Source organism: Streptomyces sp. NPDC047081, assembly GCF_040643775.1.
In the GTDB taxonomy this organism is placed as follows: domain Bacteria; phylum Actinomycetota; class Actinomycetes; order Streptomycetales; family Streptomycetaceae; genus Streptomyces.
Map to the genome: position 1 here is coordinate 47,114 of NZ_JBEYUY010000040.1, position 20,316 is coordinate 67,429.

General features: G+C 71.8%; 19 protein-coding genes and 1 tRNA gene. 10 read left to right on the forward strand and 10 right to left on the reverse strand.

Annotation, left to right across the window (positions count from 1 at the left end):
- The first annotated feature begins 1 nt into the window (after position 1).
- From ABZ848_RS44330 to ABZ848_RS44350, 5 genes are all read left to right on the forward strand, one after another.
- Positions 2 to 1,309 (forward strand): amidohydrolase, encoded by a 1,308-nt coding sequence (locus tag ABZ848_RS44330; RefSeq protein ID WP_360841383.1) that lies wholly within the window; start codon positions 2 to 4, stop codon positions 1,307 to 1,309.
- Between the two features lie 123 nt (positions 1,310 to 1,432).
- Complete coding sequence (locus ABZ848_RS44335) at positions 1,433 to 2,104, forward strand: FadR/GntR family transcriptional regulator (RefSeq protein WP_360841338.1); 672 nt, start codon at positions 1,433 to 1,435, stop codon at positions 2,102 to 2,104.
- 105 nt (positions 2,105 to 2,209) lie between these two features.
- Positions 2,210 to 3,220, forward strand: coding sequence for a PAC2 family protein (locus ABZ848_RS44340; RefSeq protein WP_360841339.1), 1,011 nt, complete (start codon positions 2,210 to 2,212; stop codon positions 3,218 to 3,220).
- 278 nt (positions 3,221 to 3,498) lie between these two features.
- Entirely contained in the window at positions 3,499 to 5,220 is a 1,722-nt protein-coding gene (locus ABZ848_RS44345) for a S8 family peptidase (protein WP_360841340.1), read from the forward strand.
- Positions 5,221 to 5,254: 34 nt separating this feature from the next.
- On the forward strand, positions 5,255 to 5,848 hold the full coding sequence (locus tag ABZ848_RS44350) for a hypothetical protein (protein WP_360841341.1): 594 nt from the start codon (positions 5,255 to 5,257) through the stop codon (positions 5,846 to 5,848).
- Positions 5,849 to 5,917: 69 nt separating this feature from the next.
- Here ABZ848_RS44350 and mshC read toward each other — a convergent pair whose 3' ends face one another.
- From mshC to ABZ848_RS44370, 4 genes are all read right to left on the reverse strand, one after another.
- Entirely contained in the window at positions 5,918 to 7,147 is a 1,230-nt protein-coding gene (gene mshC, locus ABZ848_RS44355; protein ID WP_360841343.1) for a cysteine--1-D-myo-inosityl 2-amino-2-deoxy-alpha-D-glucopyranoside ligase, read from the reverse strand.
- Between the two features lie 116 nt (positions 7,148 to 7,263).
- Entirely contained in the window at positions 7,264 to 8,079 is an 816-nt protein-coding gene (locus ABZ848_RS44360; protein WP_360841345.1) for an SCO1664 family protein, read from the reverse strand.
- Positions 8,043 to 8,633 (reverse strand): DUF3090 domain-containing protein, encoded by a 591-nt coding sequence (locus ABZ848_RS44365; RefSeq protein WP_360841346.1) that lies wholly within the window; start codon positions 8,631 to 8,633, stop codon positions 8,043 to 8,045. The genes ABZ848_RS44360 and ABZ848_RS44365 overlap by 37 nt, the downstream gene beginning before the upstream one ends.
- 67 nt (positions 8,634 to 8,700) lie before the next feature.
- A complete protein-coding gene (locus ABZ848_RS44370; RefSeq protein WP_360841348.1) occupies positions 8,701 to 9,387 on the reverse strand; it encodes a histidine phosphatase family protein in 687 nt (228 codons plus the stop codon).
- Between the two features lie 62 nt (positions 9,388 to 9,449).
- Between ABZ848_RS44370 and corA the strand changes: the two genes are divergently transcribed.
- Entirely contained in the window at positions 9,450 to 10,448 is a 999-nt protein-coding gene (gene corA / locus ABZ848_RS44375; RefSeq protein WP_360841350.1) for a magnesium/cobalt transporter CorA, read from the forward strand.
- 7 nt (positions 10,449 to 10,455) lie between these two features.
- On the opposite strand, the gene ABZ848_RS44380 is transcribed toward corA, so the two are convergent.
- Together ABZ848_RS44380 and ABZ848_RS44385 are read right to left on the reverse strand one after the other, a co-directional pair.
- A complete protein-coding gene (locus ABZ848_RS44380; RefSeq protein ID WP_360841351.1) occupies positions 10,456 to 11,244 on the reverse strand; it encodes a ferritin-like domain-containing protein in 789 nt (262 codons plus the stop codon).
- 246 nt (positions 11,245 to 11,490) lie between these two features.
- The gene (locus ABZ848_RS44385) at positions 11,491 to 12,546 is read right to left on the reverse strand and encodes an LLM class F420-dependent oxidoreductase (protein ID WP_360841353.1); all 1,056 of its coding nucleotides are present in this window, start codon (positions 12,544 to 12,546) and stop codon (positions 11,491 to 11,493) included.
- Between the two features lie 115 nt (positions 12,547 to 12,661).
- On the opposite strand from ABZ848_RS44385, the gene ABZ848_RS44390 reads away from it, so the two are divergent.
- Together ABZ848_RS44390 and ABZ848_RS44395 are read left to right on the forward strand one after the other, a co-directional pair.
- Positions 12,662 to 13,648 carry an aldo/keto reductase gene (locus ABZ848_RS44390; RefSeq protein ID WP_360841355.1) on the forward strand — a complete coding sequence of 329 codons (987 nt, stop codon included), beginning with the start codon at positions 12,662 to 12,664 and terminating at the stop codon, positions 13,646 to 13,648.
- Entirely contained in the window at positions 13,645 to 15,984 is a 2,340-nt protein-coding gene (locus tag ABZ848_RS44395) for a helix-hairpin-helix domain-containing protein (protein WP_360841356.1), read from the forward strand. The genes ABZ848_RS44390 and ABZ848_RS44395 overlap by 4 nt, the downstream gene beginning before the upstream one ends.
- 111 nt (positions 15,985 to 16,095) lie before the next feature.
- Here ABZ848_RS44395 and ABZ848_RS44400 read toward each other — a convergent pair whose 3' ends face one another.
- Positions 16,096 to 16,776: a hypothetical protein gene (locus ABZ848_RS44400; protein WP_360841358.1), complete on the reverse strand. Its 681-nt coding sequence runs from the start codon at positions 16,774 to 16,776 to the stop codon at positions 16,096 to 16,098.
- A 47-nt stretch (positions 16,777 to 16,823) separates the two neighbouring features.
- On the opposite strand from ABZ848_RS44400, the gene ABZ848_RS44405 reads away from it, so the two are divergent.
- Positions 16,824 to 17,012, forward strand: a complete 189-nt coding sequence (locus ABZ848_RS44405) for a DUF5703 family protein (RefSeq protein WP_007380901.1) — start codon at positions 16,824 to 16,826, stop codon at positions 17,010 to 17,012.
- A gap of 111 nt (positions 17,013 to 17,123) precedes the next feature.
- On the opposite strand, the gene ABZ848_RS44410 is transcribed toward ABZ848_RS44405, so the two are convergent.
- The 3 genes from ABZ848_RS44410 to ABZ848_RS44420 all read right to left on the reverse strand — a co-directional run bounded on the left by ABZ848_RS44410 (position 17,124) and on the right by ABZ848_RS44420 (position 19,828).
- Positions 17,124 to 17,975, reverse strand: a complete 852-nt coding sequence (locus ABZ848_RS44410) for a chaplin family protein (protein ID WP_360841360.1) — start codon at positions 17,973 to 17,975, stop codon at positions 17,124 to 17,126.
- Positions 17,976 to 18,131: 156 nt separating this feature from the next.
- A complete protein-coding gene (gene chpH, locus ABZ848_RS44415) occupies positions 18,132 to 18,365 on the reverse strand; it encodes a chaplin ChpH (RefSeq protein ID WP_356344448.1) in 234 nt (77 codons plus the stop codon).
- A gap of 137 nt (positions 18,366 to 18,502) precedes the next feature.
- Positions 18,503 to 19,828 (reverse strand): M20/M25/M40 family metallo-hydrolase, encoded by a 1,326-nt coding sequence (locus ABZ848_RS44420; RefSeq protein WP_360841363.1) that lies wholly within the window; start codon positions 19,826 to 19,828, stop codon positions 18,503 to 18,505.
- Positions 19,829 to 20,016: 188 nt separating this feature from the next.
- Here ABZ848_RS44420 and ABZ848_RS44425 point away from each other — a divergent pair.
- Positions 20,017 to 20,101: transfer RNA gene (locus tag ABZ848_RS44425), tRNA-Leu, on the forward strand.
- The last annotated feature ends 215 nt before the right edge of the window (positions 20,102 to 20,316 follow it).

The window sequence follows — 20,316 nt, forward strand, 5'->3', positions numbered from 1 at the left end:
CGTGAGTGTCGATCTGCTGGTGCACGGCGGTGACGTACTGACCGTCGACGAGGCCGGAACCGTCGTACGGGACGGGGCGGTTGCCGTCCACGAGGGCGAGATCGTCGCCGTCGGACCGGCCGAGGAGCTGAAAGCTCGGTTCACAGCCACACAGGCCATCGACGCCGCGGGCTGTCTCGTCCTGCCCGGGCTCGTCAACACGCACACCCACCTCGCGATGACCCTGCTGCGCGGCCTCGCCGACGACGTCACCCTCCAGGGCTTCCTGGAGCGGGTGCTGCCGGCCGAGGCCCGGCTGCTGGCGCCCAAGAACGTGGCGGCGGCGGTGCGGCCGGCGATCGCGGAGAGCGTACGGGCGGGGGTGACGTCGGCGCTCGACATGTACTGGTTCCACGAGGCGGCCGAGCAGGCGGCCCGCGAGGCCGGTTGGCGGCTGCACTCCGGCCCCACCTTCATGGACGTCCCCGAGCCGCCCGACGGCATGCCCTACGAGGACCGGCTCGACTGGGCCCGCCGCGACCTCGCGGCCCGTGGCCCGGCGCGCCCCGGCCGGCGCCCCGTCCTCTTCGCGCACTCGACCTACACCCTCTCCCCCGAGCAGCTCACCGAGATCGCCGCGCTGGCCCGGGAGTTCGGGGCACTGCTGCACATCCACGCGGCCGAGAACGCGACCGAGGTCGCCACCGTCGAGGTGCGGCACGGCAAGCGCCCGGTCGAGCTCCTCGACTCGCTCGGTCTGCTCGGCCCCGACCTGCTGCTCGCGCACGCCGTGGACCTCACCGGGCCGGAGATCGCCGCGCTGGCCCGCACCGGCACCTCGGTCGCCCACTGTCCGGTGTCGAACCTGAAGCTGGGCTGCGGGATCGCGCCCGTGCCGCGGCTGCTGAGCGCCGGCGTGACCGTCGGGCTCGGCACCGACGGGGCCGTCAGCTCCAACACGCTGGACGTGCTGGGGGCGGTGCGGCAGGCGGCGCTCGTGCACAAGGCGGGCGGCGACCCGACCGCGGTCGGCGCGGAGCAGGCCGTACGCATGGCGACGATCGAGGGCGCGCGGGCGCTGGGGCTCGGCGACCAGCTCGGCTCGCTGGAGGCCGGCAAGCGGGCCGACCTGATCGTGCTGGACCTGGGCGCTCCGCATCTGCGGCCGCTGCACGACCCCTGGTCGACGCTGGCCTACGCTGCGCACTCCGCCGATGTGCGGGACACCGTGGTGGACGGGCGGGTGCTGATGCGGGAGCGGGCGCTGACGACGCTGGACGAGGCGGCGCTGATCGCCGACCTGGAGGCGCTGGCCGATTCGGGCGTCTGAGCTGAGCGTTCGCCGTCCCGTTCACCCCGTTGAACCCCCATAATGGCGTAAGACATCGGATGTCTCGTGGGACGTGCGGGAACGGTGTCGCGAGAGCGGTGCGGAACGACAGGGAGGCCGGTCATGGCAGTCACCGACGAGGCGATCGAGAAGATCAAGGGCATGATCGTCTCCGGCGCGCTGCGGCCGGGCGACCGGCTGCCCAAGGAGAGCGAACTCGCCTCCGAGCTCGGGCTCTCGCGCAACTCCCTGCGGGAGGCGGTGCGCGCCCTGTCGCTGATCCGGATCCTGGACGTGCGGCAGGGCGACGGCACGTACGTGACGAGCCTGGACCCCCAACTCCTCCTGGAGGCCCTCAGCTTCGTCGTCGACTTCCACCGGGACGACACGGTGCTGGAGTTCCTGGCGGTGCGGCGGATCCTGGAGCCGGCCGCGACGGCGATGGCGGCCTCGCGGATCAGCGAGCAGCAACTGGACGCGCTGTCGGCCCAGTTGGACAAGCTGGGCGAGGCGCCGTCGGTGGAGGAGCTGGTCGCCTGCGACCTCGACTTCCACCGGGGCATCGTGCAGAGCTCGGGAAACTCCGTGCTCTGCTCCCTCCTTGACGGCCTGTCAGGCCCCACCACCCGGGCCCGCATCTGGCGCGGCCTCACCCAGGAGGACGCGGTCAGCCGCACCCTGCGCGAACACCGCGCGATCCTGGGCGCCCTGCGCGACCGCGACGCGGAGGCGGCCCGGTCGTGGGCGACGGTGCACATCGCGAGCGTGGAGCAGTGGCTTCGCTCCACGCTGTGATGGGCAGTGATCCGTTCACTCCCCCGTGCAAGGGGGCTGCGAGCGCCCCCGTCGCACGCCGTAAGGTTGGGTGGTCAAGCGAGGGCACGTCGGAAGGAGGCCTGGGTGATCGAGCTCGAGGGGGTTCCCGAGCTGGTCGACCCGGTCATGGTGGCCGCGTTCGAGGGCTGGAACGATGCCGGCGACGCCGCCTCCACCGCGGTCGCGCATCTGGACAGGGAATGGAAGGGCGAGGTGTTCGCGGCGCTGGACGCCGAGGACTACTACGACTTCCAGGTGAACCGCCCCACGGTGTGGATGGACGGCGGCGTGCGCAAGATCACGTGGCCGACGACAAGGTTGTCGGTGGTACGGATCGGCGGCGAGAAGCCGCGCGACCTCGTACTCGTCCGAGGTATCGAACCGTCCATGCGGTGGCGCTCGTTCTGCAACGAGCTGCTCGGCTTCGCGCACGAACTGGGCGTGGAGCTGGTGGTCATCCTGGGCGCCCTGCTCGGCGACACCCCGCACACGCGTCCGGTCCCGATCAGCGGGACCACGTCCGATTCGGACCTGGCCCGGCGGATGGACCTGGAGGAGACCAAGTACGAGGGCCCCACGGGCATCGTCGGCGTCCTCCAGGAGGCCTGTACGCACGCGGGCGTCCCGGCGGTCAGCCTCTGGGCGGCCGTACCGCACTACGTGTCGCAGCCGCCGAACCCGAAGGCGACGCTGGCGCTGCTCAACCGCCTGGAGGACCTGATCGACGTGCGCATCCCGCTGGGCGAGCTGCCCGAGGACGCGCGTGCCTGGCAGGTGGGGGTGGACCAGCTGGCCGCCGAGGACAGCGAGGTCGCCGAGTACGTGCAGACGCTGGAGGAGGCCCGGGACACCGCGGAGCTGCCGGAGGCGTCGGGTGAGGCGATCGCCCGCGAGTTCGAGCGGTATCTGCGGCGCCGGGACGGCGGCAGCGGACCGGCCGGCTCCGGCGGGCACGCCACGGCGGACGGCAGCGACAGCTCGTCGTATCTGCGGGACGCCCCCGGCGGTCGTACGAAACCGCCGAAGCCGCCCAAGCCGGGGACGGACGCGGACGACAAGGCGGGCACGGACGACGAGGACTCCTCGGAGGACTGACCGGACGACCGGAGAAGGGGCGGTGCGCATCACGCGCACCGCCCCTTCCGTCTTCCCGTATCCGTCTCTCCGAACGTATCCGTCTCTCCCGACGACGGTCGCCTCGGCAGTGTTTGGCCGGTTTCAGGCGTGACATCGGGTTCAGGGCGGATTGCACAGGTTGCCCAGTTCAACTTTATTTCAAACCTGGTTGCCGAAGACGGGGTTTACGGGCCGCCCGCGGAGTGCTTGGTTGTGCACCGACGGCCACCCGCACGGACCGAGGGGAGCGGTACCCGATGAGCGAACAGGTACAGCCGGCGCAAGGGCCGGGAACGTCCGGGCCCGGGCCCGACGGAGCGGGATTCACCTATCGAGGGGCCGAGCAGGAGCTGATCGTCGTCGCCCGTCCCGAGGCCCGGCTGCGCGCCCAGGCCGAGGGCGTCCGCTCCGCCGCGGGCGCGGACGTGACGGCCCTGAACATGTTCCTCAGCGACGAACAGCTCACGCTGCAGCCGCTGTTCGGCAGCGAGGAGCGGCTGCAGCAGTCCGCCGCGCCGGGCGAGGCGAACGTGCCCGACCTGGCGCTGTTCTACCGGGTGCGCGGCGGCGAGAGCCGGGCGCAGGAGCTGCGGTCGCGGATCGCCGCGCTGCCGGGCGTCGAGACGGCGTACATCAAGCCCGGTGCCGTACCGGCATCCGTGGCGGAGGAGAGCGGCAGGCTGAAGGAAGGGGCGCCGGTGACGCCCGACTTCAGCAGCCGGCAGGGCTATCTGAGTCCGGCCCCGGAGGGGATAGACGCCTACTGGGCCTGGCAGCGGCCCGGTGGGTCGGGTCAGGGGGTGACCGTCATCGACGTCGAGGGCGCCTGGCAGCTGGGTCACGAGGACCTGGCCGCCAAGCTGGCCGGCGTCGTGGTCGGCACCCCGCTGACCGATGTCGCGTGGCGCAACCACGGCACCGCGGTGATCGGCGTGATCGGCGGCGACCGCAACGAATACGGGGTGAACGGGATCGTGCCGGAGGCGGTGACCGCGGCCGCGTCCTTCCAGGGCATCGGCACCGCGGCCGCGATCCACGCGGCGGCCGACCGGCTCGGCCCCGGCGACGTCGTCCTGGTCGAACTGCACCGCCCGGGACCGCGGTTCGAGTTCGCCGAGCGTGACGACCAGCGCGGCTATGTGGCGCTCGAATGGTGGCCGGACGACTTCGCGGCCGTCCGCTACGCGACCGCCAAGGGCGTCCTCGTGGTGGCGGCCGCGGGAAACGGCGCCGAGTCGCTCGACGACGCGGTGTACGAGCGCCGCCCCGACGAGTTCCCCGAGTGGTGGCGCAACCCCTTCAACCCGTCCAACCAGTCCTCCGGCGCGGTCCTGGTCGGCGCGGGCGCCCCGCCGCCCGGCACGCACGGCCGCGACCACGGCCCCGACCGCTCCAGGCTGGCGTTCTCCAACTACGGCGCCCGCGTGGACGCGCAGGGCTGGGGCCGCGAGGTCACGACCACCGGCGGCTTCTGGGACAAGCCCGGCGATCTGCAGGGCGGGCCCGAGGAGATCGCCTGGTACACGGACACGTTCTCCGGGACCTCCTCCGCCTCGCCGGTGGTGGTGGGCGCGCTGGCCGCGCTGCAGGGCATGCTCAAGGCGGCGGGCCAGCCACCGATGTCCCCGGAGCGTGCGCGCGAGGTGCTGCGGGCCACGGGCTCCCCGCAGCAGGACGCGCCGGGGCGGCCCGCCTCGCAGCGGATCGGCAGCCGGCCCGACATCAAGGCGGCGGTGACCCATCTGCTGCCGCAGGCGGTCGGCTCGGGCCAGGCCGAGAAGTACTGGGACGAGCTGCTGCCGTATCCCCGTGAACTTCCGCCGCGGCTACGGCTGTTCGTGGCCGGCGCGTGGCGGAACCTCAACCACCCGTCCCCCGAGATCCGCCAGGCGGTGCACTCCGCCTTCGCGGGGGGACGGCCCGACGTCCGGGTGTGGTTCTCGGACGACGAGATCGTCGGCCTGGTCGTCACGGGCTGACGTATCCCAACCATCAAGGGAAGGTGACACCGGTATGAGCACCACCCCGCAGATGAGCCAACTGGGCCAGTACGGCCAGCAGTTCCCCAGCACGTCGCCCTACCAGCAGTACCAGCAGCAGCCGTTCGGGCAGCAGCAGGGCTACGGCCAGCAGCAGCCCATGGGCATCGGCTCGCTGGAGCAGCTCCAGCAGCTCGGTCAACAGCAGCCCTTCCAGCAGCTGTTGCAGCAGCTCGGCCAGCAGCAGGGCTACGGGCAGCAGCAGGGCTACGGGCAGCAGCAGGGCCTCGGCCAGCAGCAGAACCAGCAACAGCAGGTCGAGCAGCAGGTGCAGCAGCAGATCCACCAGATCGCGCAGGCGGCCGTGCAGCACGTCCAGCAACAGGTCCAGCAGCAGGTGTTCCAGGCCGGCATCGCGGACGGCTACATCGACGTCGTGCAGCCACTGCCGGGGCAGCCCAGCCTGATCGCGCTGCGCATCCAGGGCCAGTTCCGGATCTTCGCCAACCCGAACGCCCAGACCCACGACCAGGTCCAGGAGGCCTTCGCCTTCGGCCACCAGGTCGTCGGCATCTGGGACTCGGGCTCGCCGAACATCCTGCGCAGCATCCAGGTGCGCAGGATCTGACCGGCGCCCTGTGACACGAGGGGCCCTTCCTCCGCGGGGAGGAAGGGCCCCTTCCGGTGCCTGCGTCGCCTACAGCGCCACGCCCAGCAGGGCGTCCACGGCGCGCGACACGACGCCGGGGGCGCCGATGTCCGTACCGCCCTCGGCGTCCTGGCGTGCGGCCCAGCGGTCGACCGCGGCCAGGGCGGCCGGGGCGTCCAGGTCGTTCGCGAGGGCCTCGCGGATCTCCTCGACGAGGGCCTCGGCGGGCGGCCCGTCGGGCCGGGAGACGGCTGCGCGCCAGCGCCCGAGCCGGGCCACGGCGTCCTGGAGCACCTGGTCGGTCCACTCCCAGTCGGCCCGGTAGTGGTGGGCGAGCAGCGCCAGCCGGATCGCGGCCGGGTCGACCCCGTCGTAGCGCAGCTTGGAGACGAAGACGAGGTTGCCCTTGGACTTGGACATCTTCTCGCCGTCCAGGGCGACCATGCCGGCGTGCACGTACGCCTTGGCCATGGGGAACTCGCCGGTCAGCACCTGGGCGTGCGAGGCGCCCATCTCGTGGTGCGGGAAGGCGAGGTCGGAGCCGCCGCCCTGGACGTCGAAGGTCATGCCGAGGTGGTCCAGGGCGATGGCGACGCACTCGATGTGCCAGCCGGGGCGCCCGCGGCCGAGCGAACCGCCGTCCCAGCTGGGCTCGCCCTCGCGGGCGGCCATCCACAGCATCGGGTCGAGCGGGTTCTTCTTGCCCGGGCGGTCCGGGTCGCCGCCGCGCTCGGCGGACAGCAGCCGCATGGCGGCCGCGTCGAGGCCGGAGACCTTGCCGAAGTTGGGGTCGGACTCGACGGAGAAGTAGACGTCGCCCTCGAGTTCGTAGGCGGCGCCCGCGTCCCGCAGCCGCTCGACGAGCGGCACGATGCCGGGTATCGCCTCGACCGCGCCGATGTAGTGCTTCGGGGGCAGCATCCGCAGGGCGGTCATGTCCTCGCGGAAGAGGGCCGTCTCCTGCTCGGCGAGGGCGACCCAGTCGACGCCGTCCCGGTGCGCCCGATCGAGGAGCGGATCGTCGACGTCGGTGACGTTCTGGACGTAGTGAACCTGCCGCTTGGTGTCGAGCCACACGCGCTGAACGAGGTCGAACGCGTTGTAGGTCGCCGCGTGACCCATGTGGGTCGCGTCGTACGGGGTGATGCCGCAGACGTAGATACGGGCGACGGGACCGGGGTCAAGGGTGACCAGACCACCGGTCGCGGTGTCGTGGATCCTCAGGTCGCGGCCCTGACCAGGCAGGGCGGGGACCTCGGAAGCGGGCCAGGCATGCATGTCATGAGCCTAACCGGACGGATGTTCCGTATACGAACCGGACCGGGCCGGATGGCCGGTAAGGCGTTCTTGCGCGCTTCCGCGCGGTGTGCTCGCGCGGCAGGGCCAGTGTGCTCCTAGACGGGCGGCCACGGAATGGCCGGCCACTCCCCGCTCGGCTCGGGATGCCTCCCGGTCTCCAGGAGTACGGCGACACGCGCGCGCGTGGCGTCGAGTTCCGGGCCGGTGATCAGCGCGGACAGGCGCTCGGCCAGCGCTCCGGAGGTCCCGAGGGCCTCCTGGAGGCCTTTGAGGACGTCGACGGCCTCCGGCGTCAGCGGCTCCCCGGCCCAGCCCCACAGCAGGGTGCGCAGCTTGTTCTCGGTGTTGAAGGTCACGCCGTGGTCGATGCCGTACAGCCGCTCGCCGGCGGGCAGCAGATGGCCGCCCTTGCGGTCGGCGTTGTTGATGACCGCGTCCAGGACGGCCAGCCGCCTGAGGCGCTCGTCGTCCGCGTGCACCAGCAGGGCGGTCCTCCCCTCCCCCACCTCGGCGAGGCCGATCGCCTTCCAGCCCTCCCCGGGCTCCTCGCCGTCCACCAGGGCCAGCAGCTCGGGGCCGGGCTCGCCCTCGATCCACAGCTGGACCATGCCCTCGCCGAAGGGCCCGTCGCGCAGCACGGTCGGCGGCACCAGGCCCCAGCCGGTGGCCTCGGAGACCTCGTACGCGGCTACCTCGCGCTGGGCGAGGGTGCCGTCCGGGAAGTCCCACAGGGGCCGCTCGCCGCGCACCGGCTTGTAGACGCAAGGAAGCTCCTCGCCGTCGTGGGCGACGGAGCAGTACAGCACCGCGTTGGACGCGTCCCGGATCTGGCCGCGGACGGTGAGCTCACCTCGGGTGAGCAGTTCGGCCGTGGTCACGCTCCGCGGCGGTATCCGTTCTGGCGCGGACATACGTGTCCTTCCGGGTCCAGCGGGAGGCTGCACAGCGGGCACGGCGGCCGCCCGGCGTTGACGACGTCGAGGGCGCGCTTGGCGAAGGCTCTCGCCTGGGCGCCGGTCAGCCGGACCCGCAGCATCGGGGGCCCGTTCTCCTCGTCCTGCAGGAGGCGCTCCTCGGCCTCGGCGAGGTCCTCCTCGGAGTCGGCGTCGAGCTCCACGAGGGCCTGCGCCTCGACGATCATGCGCTGTTCCTCGCCGTCCCAGGCAAGGGCCATGGTGCCGACCCGGAACTCCTCCTCGACGGGGGTGTCCAGGGGCGCGCTGTCGGAGACCTCGGTGGGGGCGACGGCCGGCACCGCGGCATTGCCGCCGCTGCGCCGTACGACCTCGTCGAGCAGCTCGTCCATGCGTTCGGCAAGGGCGGCGACCTGCGTCTTCTCCAGGGCCACGCTGGTCACCCGGGAGCCTGCGATGGCCTGGAGGAAGAACGTACGGCGTCCGGGCAGCCCCACCGTGCCCGCCACGAAGCGGTCCGGAGGGTCGTAGAGGAACACCTGACGGGACACGTCCTGTCTCCTGGAGTCGTGGATGGGTGCGGCTACTGCGACCGCTTCACCCTACTGCGCCCGACGATCACGGTGCGCCCGCACCGCCCCCGACCGTGGCGTCTTCCGCCGGGGGGTCCTCGCGCGGCACCAGGGACGTGAAGTCGCCGGTGTCACCGAGGCGTACGAGAAACGGCCTCAGGCGTGTGTAGCGGATCGCGGTGATGGAACACGGTTCAACGGAAATCCTCTGGAAGAGGTCGAGATGAAGTCCGAGTGCGTCCGCGACGAGCGACTTGATGATGTCGCCGTGCGAGCACATGAGGTACACGGCGTCGGCACCGTGGTCGCGCTCCACGCGCGCGTTCCATTCTCGTACGGCTTCGGCGGCGCGGGTGGCCATCGCGCGCATCGATTCCCCACCGGGGAACGCGGCCGCCGAGGGGTGCGCCTGGACGACCTGCATCAGCGGCTCGTCCCCCAGCTCGGCGAGCTTGCGGCCGGACCAGTCGCCGTAGTGCGCCTCCCCGATGCGCTCCTCGGTGTGCGCGGTGAGCTCCGGGCGGGCCGCCAGCAGGGGCCCGATCGTCTCCTGGCAGCGCTGCAGCGGGCTGGTGACGACTTCGGAGATCGGCAGCTGGGCGAGCCTCCCGGGCAGCGCAGCGGCCTGCGCGGCCCCGCGTTCGTCCAGGGCGACACCGGGCGTCCACCCGGCGAGCAGTCCCTCGGTGTTGGCGGTGGAACGTCCGTGCCGGACCAGGATCAGCGTGGGCATGCGGCCAAGGGTAGGCGCACGCGCGGGTGCGCCCAGGAGAGTACGGCGGGAGAATACGCACCGTGATCGTGGACTGCGCCATCTATCGCGACGGGCGCCGGGAGGACGGGCCCGCGGACCTGTCCGTCGCGCTCGCGCAGTGCCGCCGCGGGCGCGACGCCTTCGTCTGGATCGGCCTGTACGAGCCCACGGAGAAGGAGTTCGACCGGGTCACGGAGGAGTTCGGACTGCATCCGCTGGCCGTCGAGGACGCCCTCACCGCACATCAGCGGCCCAAGCTGGAGGTGTACGACGACTCGCTGTTCATGGTCATCAAGCCGGTCGGGTACGAGACCAAGAGCGACATCGTCACCTCGGGCGAGGTCATGGTCTTCGTCGGCGACTCGTTCGTGGTGACCGTGCGCCACGGCGAGGAGGCCCCGCTGGCCGCCGTACGGCATCGTCTGGAGGAGGAGCCGGAGATGCTCCGGCACGGGCCCACCGCCGTCCTGTACTCGATCACGGACGCGGTGGTCGACCACTACGTGGAGGTGGCGGGCGAGCTCGGCACCGACCTGGAGGAGCTGGAGACGGAGGTGTTCTCGCCGTCCGCCGGTGGCTCGCGGCACACCGCGTCCCGTATCTACGCCTTCAAGCGGCAGATCCTGGAGTTCCGCCGGGCCACCGGCCCGCTCGCGCAGCCGCTGGCGCGGCTCGCGGGCGGGGGCGTGTTCGGTGTGCGGGTGCCGTTCGTGCACGAGAAGGCGCAGCCCTTCTTCCGGGACGTCAGCGACCACCTCACGCGCGTGAACGAGTCCGTGGAGGGCCTGGACCGGCTGGTCTCGGACGTCCTGTCGGCGCATCTGGCGCAGATGAGCGTGCGGCAGAACGACGACATGCGGAAGATCTCCGCGTGGGCGGCCATGGCCGCGATCCCCACGATGATCGCGGGGGTCTACGGCATGAACTTCGACCACATGCCGGAGCTGCACTGGCTGTGGTCCTACCCGGCCGTCATCCTGGCGATGGCCGCCCTGGAGGTCCTGCTGTACCGGCAGTTCAAGCGCCGGGGCTGGCTGTAGGAGCCGCTCAGGCGAACTCGGGGGCGGCGGAGGCGGGCCCGCCGAGCGCGTCACGCCGCTCCGGCATCCTGAGGCTCACCATGCGCCGCCAGCCGGCGAACCGCTCGTACGCGTAGACGGCGTGGATGCCGGCCGCGAGCACGGCCGACCTGGCCCTGGACCAGCCGAGGATGCGTCCCATGTGGGCCATGACCGCGAGGCTGACGTCCCGGTAGATGCGGATCTCGGCGAGCGCGCACTCGCGCAGCGTGCGCTGGATGGCCCGGCCGTGACCGGCCCGCGCGAAGCGCAGCAACTCCTCGTGGCAATAGGCGAGGTGGTTGTCCTCGTCGTTGGAGATCATCCTCACCGCGCGGCCGATGTCGGGGTGGTCGGCGAAGTGCTTGCGCAGCAGGTCCATCTGCTCGGAGGCGCGCTGTTCGGTGACCCGGCTGTGGGCGAGGTAGGTGACGATGTCCTGCACGGTGAGCGGCTGTTCGCCCTTGAGCTTCTCGTGGGCGAGTCCGATGCCGTGCCGCTCCAGCAGCATCGTGTAGTCCGTGTCGGAGGGGACGGGGACGGGTTGCAGTCCGCGCTTCTTCATCAGCGCGTTGAAGATCCGCCCGTGCTTGTCCTCGTCGGCACCGTGGCGGGTGATCTTGGGGGCCAGCTCGCGTTCGCTCTCCGGTACGAGAGCGGCGATGCGCGCGTTCTCCCAGCCGCCCTGGGACTCCCCGCTGGCCGCGATGGAGCAGAACAGGGCGAAGGACTCGTCGTCGTCGAGGATCTCCGTGAACAGACTCTTGGCCGAAAGCATCGATGGACACCTCTCTGCAGGACTCGCCGGATCGGCAGCAATCCGCAAAGAACGAGTCAAATGCGGCGCCAGAGGTGCTGCAACAGCTGTGTCGGACAACTCCGCCAAAAGGAGGACCCGCGGGGTCACTTCGGGAGCGTAACCGCATGGGCGCACGGGCGTTGTTCCCCGTGACGGCCGTGGCGGGGAAGACCCCCCGAGCCCCCACCACGGCCGCGGAAAACTTCCGCCGCTTTGAATGCGGTGTTACGCCAGCCCGGCCCGCTCGAGCGCCTCGACCCCGGCGCGGAGCGAGGCGAGCCGCTCGTCGAGGGTGAAGCCGGCCGGGTTGAGGGACAGGCTCGTGACCCCGGCGGCCGCGTACTCCTTCATCCGGTCCGCGATGCGGTCCACGGAGCCGAGCAGCGTGGTCTGGTCGATCAGGTCGTGGGGGATCGCGGCCGCGGCGCCCTGCTTGTCGCCGGAGAGGTACTTCTCCTGGACCTCGGCGGCGGCCGCCTCGAAGCCCATGCGCTGGGCGAGCTGGTTGTAGAAGTTCTGCTTGGCGCTGCCCATGCCGCCGACGTAGAGCGCGGTGTACGGGCGGAAGGCGTCGGCGAGCGTGGCGACGTCCTTGTCCTCGCCGAGGGCGAGCGGCAGGGTCGGGTGGACGTCGAAGCCCTCCATGGTCTTGCCGGCCTTCTCCCGCCCGGCGCGCAGGTACTTGAGCGTGGTCTCCTCCAGGTGCGCGGCGGAGGGGAAGATCAGCAGGGCGCCGTCGGCGATCTCACCGGTCTGTTCGAGGTTCTTCGGGCCGATCGCGGCGATGTACAGCGGGATGTGCTCGCGCGTGGGGTGCACGGTCAGCTTGAGCGGCTTGCCCGGGCCGCCCGGCAGCGGCAGCGTCCAGTGCTGACCGTCGTACGACAGCCGCTCGCGGGTCATCGCCTTGCGGACGATCTCGACGTACTCACGCGTGCGTGCCAGCGGCTTGTCGAACTTGACGCCGTACCAGCCCTCGGAGACCTGCGGCCCGGAGACACCGAGGCCGAGGCGGAAGCGGCCGCCGGAGAGGGAGTCCAGGGTGGCCGCCGTCATCGCGGTCATCGCGGGCTGGCGGGCCGGGATCTGGAAGATGGCCGAGCCGACGTCGATGCGCTCGGTCTGGGCGGCGACCCAGGTGAGTACGGTGGCCGCGTCCGAGCCGTAGGCCTCGGCGGCCCAGCACACGGAGTAGCCCAGGCGGTCGGCCTCCTTGGCCACCTCCAGGTTGTCCGAGTCCAGTCCGGCGCCCCAGTAGCCGAGGTTGATCCCGAGCTGCATGGCCGTTCCCCTTACCGATCAGTAACGTCGTCCCTGTTGCGCAGACCCTAACCTGTGGAAACTGCTTGTCCACAGGCCCCCACACCACAGGTTCAGGCCAGTAGTGTCGGCGTTCATGGAGCAGAGGCATCTCGGCCGCACCGGCCTTCGTGTGTCCCGTATCGGACTCGGCACCCTCACCTGGGGCAGGGACACCGACGAGCACGACGCCGCGGACCTCTTGAAGACGTTCTGGGAAGCGGGCGGGAGCCTCGTCGACACGGCCGACGTGTACGGCGACGGGGAGGCCGAGTACCTCCTCGGACGTCTCATAGAAGGGCTGGTCCCGCGCCGGGACCTGGTGATCTCGACCAAGGCGGGCAGCGTGCCGGATCCGGACCGCCGCTTCGACGGTTCGCGCGGGCACCTGCTCTCCGCGCTGGACGCCTCGCTGGCCCGCCTCGGCACGGACTACGTGGACGTGTGGCACGTGCACGCGTACGACCCGTACACCCCGCTCGACGAGACGCTCCAGGCCCTCGACCTCGCGGTCAGCAGCGGGCGGGCCCGGTATGCCGGGGTCTCCAACTTCTGCGGCTGGCAGCTCGCGAAGGCGGGCACGTGGCAGTTGGCGGCGCCCGGCACGCGCACCCGGCTGGCGAGCACGCAGATGGAGTACTCGCTCCTCCAGCGGGGCGTGGAGCGCGAGGTGCTTCCGGCCGCCCTCGACCTGGGCATGGGTATGCTCCCGTCCTCCCCGCTGGGCCGGGGGGTGCTGACCGGCAAGTACCGGGGCGACGCCCGGCCCGCCGACTCCCGCGGCGCCTCCGAGCACCTGGCCCCGTTCGTCGCGCCGTACCTCGACGACACGGCGAGCCGCATCGTCGACGCGGTCCAGACGGCGGCCGACGGCCTGGCCGTCACCCCCCTCCAGGTGGCCCTCGCCTGGATCCGCGACCGGCCCGGCGTGGCCGCGCCCGTCATCGGTCCGCGCAACGCGCAGCAGCTCACGGCCGCATTGTCAGTGGAGGCCCTTAGTCTTCCTGACGAGATCTGCCGGGCGCTCGACGATGTGTCGGCACCGGTGCACCGCTATCCCGATCACGACTGGAGCACGCTGTGAGCACGGAGCCCGAAACCACGGAGCCGACCGAGCCGGGGACACCGGGCACGGCGACGGGGGCTGCCGCGGAGGAGCCGACGGGGGGCCGGGGGGCCGAGGGGGCAGGGGACGCCGGGGAGAGCGCGGGCGCCGAGGATGCGAGCGCGGACTCTTCGGGTGAGGCCGTGGGCGCCGAAGGCGGGGCCGCCGGTGGCGAAGGTGAGACGGCGGGCGGTGAAGGCGCCGCTGTTGGGCAGATGTCCGAGGCCGAGGCCGAGTTGGCGGCTCAGCAGGTTGAGCGGGAGCGGATCGAGCGGCGGAAGGCCGAGAAGGCGGGGCCCATCGCCAGCGGGGCCAAGCTGAGTGGGAAGGCCGCCGATCTGCTTGCCGCCGTACGGGCCGTGGAGAGCGGTGAGAAGCCCACGGCGACCGTGTTCGACGACCCGGCGCCCGCTCCCCGCCGACCCGCCCCCGAGCCGGTACGGCGGCCGCAGCCGACCCCCGAGACGGCCGCACCCGTGGCGGCCCCCGCCGCGGAGGCCGTCGACGCGGTCCGTCGCGTGCTGACCGACGGCGGCGCCCCGGACACGCTCGCCCCGCAGGTCGCCGCCGCCCTCGGCGAGGGCGCGGACGAACAACTCCGCGAGGACCCCTGGCAGTTGCTGCGCGTCACCGGCGTACGGCCCGAGCAGGCCGACGGCTTCGCGCGTGCGCTGCTCGGCGCCGAGGCCGGCCCGGACGACGAGCGGCGGGGCCGCGCCCTGACGGGCTGGCTCCTGGAGCAGGCGGCCCTCGCCGGGCACACCGCACTGGAGATGCCGGCGCTCACCGCGGCCCTGGGCCAGCGGGCCGTGCCGGACGCCGAGTCCGCCGTGCAGAGCACTGTCGCGGAGGGCGAGGCGCTGGTCTTCCAGGACGCGCTCGACCCGCGCGCGCCGCAGCCGGAAGAGGACGAGGAGGGCGAGACCGAGGAACGGCCGGTACGGATCCTGGTCGGCCTGGAGCGGTACGCCCTCGCGGAGGAGAGCCTCGCCGACGGCCTGGCCCGGCTGATCAACTCCGTGCCGAAGGAGGACGGTTCGGCGGAGGAGTGGGAGCGGGCGGCAGCCCAGGCCAAGGGTTCCACGGCCGAACTGATCCGCGCGGTCGCGGGCCACGGCCTGATCCTGCACACGGGCGGCGAGGCGTCCCTGACGGAACCGGCGACGCTGCTGCGGGCTGCGACGGGTCTCGGTCTCCGCGCGTGGGCGGCGACGCACACCCCGACGGGCCGCGAACGCTTCGCCGCACGGTGGGGCGAGGCGGAGGACGCATGGCCGGGCGGCTCCACCACGCAGGACACATCGCCCTCCGGCCCGACCGCCCCCGCGGCGAGCCGCGTCGACACCACCCCCGCCGAAGCCGCCGTGGCCACCGTCGCCGGTCTCCTCTCCGGCGTCGAAGGCCCCGGCCGGGACGCCGACGGAGCCCTGGACCTCGATCTCCTCGTCGTGCTGGACGCGCCTCAACTGGACGTCGAGACTGCGGCGTTGCTGGTCGAGTCCCTGCGGGACGGGGCCCGGCTGGTGCTGGCCGGGGATCCCGCGGTGCTGTGGTCGGCCGGCCCCGGACGGGTCTTCGCCGACCTGCTCGCGGCCCGCGTCTGCCCCCAGGTCGCCTCCCGCGTGCCCGACCTCGGCCCCATCGGCGAACTGGTCTCCGGCATCGGCATCGGCGAGCTGAACCAGGTCGACGCCCCCGGCAAGGAGGTCGTGATCGTGCCGGTGCGGGACGCGGGCGAGGCCGTGCACCGCACGGTCCAGCTGGTCGCCGACTCGGTGCCGAGGGCGCTCGGCGTCCCGGCCGACCAGACCCAGGTGATCACCCCGGCCCACGGCGGAGCCGCGGGCACCCGAGCCCTCAACGCCGCCCTCAAGGACCGCCTCAACCCCGGCCCCGGCCGCTTCGCCGGCTTCGACCCCGGCGACCGTGTCGCCTACTCCCCCGCGCCCGGCCGCACCGTCCCCGGCCAGGTGGTGAAGGCCGACGCGGAGGGCCTGCACCTCACGTGCGCCGGCACCCCCGTGGTCGTACCGAAGGAGCGGGTCGAGCAGTCTGTGCGGCACGGCTGGGCCCTCACGGCCCACCAGGCCGCGGGCTGCCGGTGGCCGGCAGTGGTCGCGGTCCTGCCCAAAGACGCGGCCCAGTCCCTGACCCGCCCCTGGGTCTACACAGCCTTCAGCCGAGCGGACCGCCACCTTTCCGTGGTCCACGGAGCAGACCAGGCCCTGCAGCGGGCGGTAACAGAAATCCCCGCCAAGCCCCGCACAACCCGCCTGCCTGTCCTACTGGCCACCCAACTCCCCACGACAAGCTGACCCACCTTGTTCGGGGGCGCGGGGAACTGCGCGACAAGCCCCCACATACCCGCAGACATACACGAAGGCGGCGGCCGGGGAACCAACCCCAACCGCCGCCTTCACCCAACGTCACCGATCCACGTCGAGCGGCTCCAGCTCCTCGTCGTCCAGCTCCACGACCTCAAGATCGTCGTCGAATTCCTCGTCGACCCCGTCGGCGAACGACGTACTCGCCTCGAACCGGCAGATCACCTGATCCTGCTCCGGCTGCTCGAACGGCGCGTCCAGCCACTCCCCCGGCTCGGGCACCTCCTCCAGCCGCGTCACCCACAGCGCCGAGTCCCCTTCGGCCAGCCCGAACTCCTTGTGCCGCGAAGCGATCTCGTCCGCCTCGAACTCACCGAACACCAGCTCAAGGGCCTGCGCGGTGTCGAGACCCTCGTCGCCGCGCGCAGCGACCCCGTCGGCACCCTCCGCGACCTGGATCCGCTCCGCCTGCGCCAGCAGCCGCTGCGGTTCCACCACGGTGTAGTCCTGGCGGATCAGCACGCCGATCGCCTCCGGCTCGGGACCGGTGTACGGCGGCACGGTGGCCGGGATGTCGAACGGCGTGACCTCCTGGTGGGTGTGGAACAGCAGTTCGTCGTACGCCTCGGCGGCCGCCGCCAGCTGGTTGAACGCCTCGTAGACGGCCGGGTCGTCCTCCCCCGACCGGCGTTCGACCGCGGCCAGGTGGCGGTCGAGCGCGGTCTTGACCGCCTCGGCGGCGGCGCGTACCTCGGCAGCGGTGGGCTGCGCAGCATCAGACATAGTGCAGACGCTATCCGTACCGGGCCCCAGCCCGCACAATAGATGCGATGCCGGAATACGAATTTGTCGACGTGTACGTACCGCGCGGGGTCTCCCGCAAGGACGCCACACGCCTGCTGACGGACCATGCCGAGTACGGACACTGGGAGTTGGACCGCCTCAGTCTGATGCGCGACGGCAGCCGCAGGGTGCGGTTGCGCCGGCGGATCATCCGCCAGGTGCGCGCCACGTGGTGAGCGGGGGCGGCGACGAGAGCGACGGAAACGGAGCGGGCCCCGCCGAGACGGGGCCCGCTCCGTGATGCGTCCGCTACGGGATGCGTAGGTATGTGACGCGTCCGCTACGCGCTACGCCGACGCACGCGCCTTGCGGTACAGGACCGCGCCCGCGAGCAGCGCCCCGGCGCCCACCGGGATCGCCAGGCCCAGCGGCACGTCGCTGCCGGTGTGCGCGAGCTGCGCGCTGCCCAGGGGCTGGGTGACCGACTGGGCGCCCGGCTGGTTGGCGTGCGAGGAGCCGCCCGGCGAGCTCGGCGTGCCCGGAGTACCGGGCTGACCAGGCGTCGTGGGGTTGCCGGGCGTACCCGGGTTTCCCGGAGTGCCCGGCTGGCCGGGATGACCCGGCTGCCCCGGAGTCCCGGGGTTCCCCGGCGGCGTCTCGTGACCGCCACCCGGCGGCGTACCGTGGCCGCCCCCCGGAGGCGTCCCGTGCCCACCGCCCGGAGGCGTGCCGTGACCGCCCCCGGCACCCCCGCCGTTGCCGCAGTCGTTGCCCGTGGCGGAGTTCCCGACGCCCACGACGTCGACCGTGTTGCCGCACACGTTCACTGGCACGTCGATCGGGGCCTCGACGTGGTTGCCCGAGCCGACCCCGGGCGAGTGACTGCTGTGTCCGCCGGACTGTGCGCCCCCAGAACCGGCGTGACCGGAGTCGCCGTAACCGCCGGACGACGAGCCGCCGTGGTTGGCGCAGGAGTTGCCGGCCGCCGGGTTGAGCACGCCGACGACGTTGACCGTGTTGCCGCAGGCGTTCACCGGCGCGTGCACCGGCGCCTGCACCGTGTTGCCCGACAGCACGCCGGGCGAGTCCGAGGCCGAGCCGCTCGCCCCGGAGTCGGCGTGCGCGTATCCGCCCGCCGCGGCGATCACGCCGGTCGCCGCCGCCACGGTCATCAGGCCCTTGCGGGTGACCTGTCGCATTCTGAATTCCCCCCTGCCTTCGATCCCTGACCTGAAATCACGCGAAGACCCCCGCGGAATCCCGGAGTCTCGCGAAAAGGCCGGTCGGCCCCGGAGCGCGTGGCGCGCGCTCCGGAGCCGACGGACGTGGAACAAACGACCCTCAACGGGCCGACGTCACTTGTTGATGCAGGTGTTGCCGAAGGCGGGGTTCAGCAGCCCGATCACGGAGACCGTGTTGCCGCAGACGTTCACCGGGATGTGCACCGGCACCTGAACGACGTTGCCGGACGCGACACCCGGGGAGTGCACCGCGGCACCCTGAGCGCCGGCGTCGGCGACGGCCAGGCCCGCACCCGCGAGAACCAGACCACCAGTGGCAGCCGCAGCAGCGACGACCTTCTTGATCATTATTCCTCCTTGTTGGCAATGCGATCCCAAGTAGCGGATCGCATCACCTGTAACGAGGAGGGAGTAATGGAGCTACGAGCTTATGAGCGCATTCACTCTTCTCAGTCAGTTCTGGACACGCAGGCGATTACCGGGGATCACGAAGCGTCGATGAAACGGTCGAGCACGCGCACGCCGAACTTCAGGCCGTCGACCGGCACCCGCTCGTCGACACCGTGGAACATGCCCGCGAAGTCCAGCTCCGGGGGCAGCTTGAGGGGCGCGAAGCCGAAGCCGCGGATGCCGAGGTCGTCGAAGGACTTGGCGTCGGTGCCGCCGGAGAGCATGTACGGGATCGCCTTCGCGACCGGGTCCTCCGCGAGCAGCGCGGACTGCATCGCGTCCACCAGCGCCCCGTCGAAGGTCGTCTCGACGGCCTTGTCGGCGTGCACGTCCTCGCGCCTGACCTTGGGGCCGAGGATCTTGTCGATGTCGGCGAGGAACTCGTCCTCGTATCCGGGCAGGAAGCGGCCGTCGACGTGCGCGGTGGCCTCGCCGGGGATGACGTTGACCTTGTAACCGGCGCCCAGCTGGGTGGGGTTGGCGGTGTTGCTGAGGGTCGCGCCGATCAGCTTGGCGATGCCGCCGAGGCGGGCGAGGGTGCCCTCCATGTCCTCCGGGTCGAGCTCGGTGCCGAGCGCGTCGCCGAGTTCGTCGAGGAAGGCGCGGGTGGTCTTGGTCACCCGTACCGGGAACTTGTGCCGGCCGAGCCGGGCGACGGCCTCGGACAGCTCGGTGATGGCGTTGTCCCGGTGGATCATCGAGCCGTGCCCGGCGGTGCCGGCCACGGTCAGCTTCATCCAGTGCATGCCCTTCTCGGCCGTCTGGATCAGATAGAGCCGGCGCTGCTCGTTCACGGTGAACGAGAACCCGCCGACCTCGCTGATGGCCTCGGTCACGCCGTCGAAGAGGTCACGGTGGTTGTCGACCAGGTGCCGGGCGCCGTACGTGCCGCCCGCCTCCTCGTCGGCGAGGAAGGCCAGGACGATGTCCCGCGGCGGCTTGCGGCCGCTCCTGAGCCGGTCGCGCACGACCGCGAGGGTCATCGCGTCCATGTCCTTCATGTCGACGGCCCCGCGCCCCCACACGCACCCGTCGGCGACCTCGCCGGAGAAGGGGTGGTGGGTCCAGTCGTCGGCGTTGGCCGGTACGACGTCCAGGTGGCCGTGGATGAGGAGCGCGGGCCGGGTCCGGTCCTCGCCCTCGATGCGGGCGACCGTGGACGCGCGCCCCGGATGCGATTCGAAGATCTCCGGTTCGAGCCCCACCTCGGCGAGCTTGCCGGCGACCCACTCGGCCGCCGCCCGCTCACCCGGACCCGAGTGGTCGCCGTAGTTGCTGGTGTCGATCCGGATCAGGTCGCGGCAGAGGTCCACGACCTCGTCCTCGCCGGTGACGGCCCTGGCCGTGTCCGTGTCGCTCACGCTGCTTCCTCCCGCTGTCACTGCTGGTGGTTCCCCTCATCCTCCCTCCGACCCCACCCGCACCCCAAGGCCGGGAGCCCCTCGTCACACGCCGTTCACGCCGGGACAGGGGGTGACCTGGGGCCCATCGAAAGCCTGGTAATGTTTCCTTCGTCGCCGCGGGGGAAACCCCGCACGACAGACACCTTGTCCGGGTGGCGGAATGGCAGACGCGCTAGCTTGAGGTGCTAGTGCCCTTTATCGGGCGTGGGGGTTCAAGTCCCCCCTCGGACACAGAGGAGTGAGGGCCGTGACCGTCGGGTCACGGCCCTCACTCGTTGTGTGGGGGATGTCTCGTTCCGTGGAAGATCACCAGGTCAGAGGCGTGCGCCGACCACCCGCGACCCCTCGCACGGCCCTCCCGAGTGGCCGAGCACACTGCAGGAACCTAGCGTCGTACTAAAATTTCCGGCTTGTTACGGAGCTGGAGGAGGACAACCCCAGGCAGA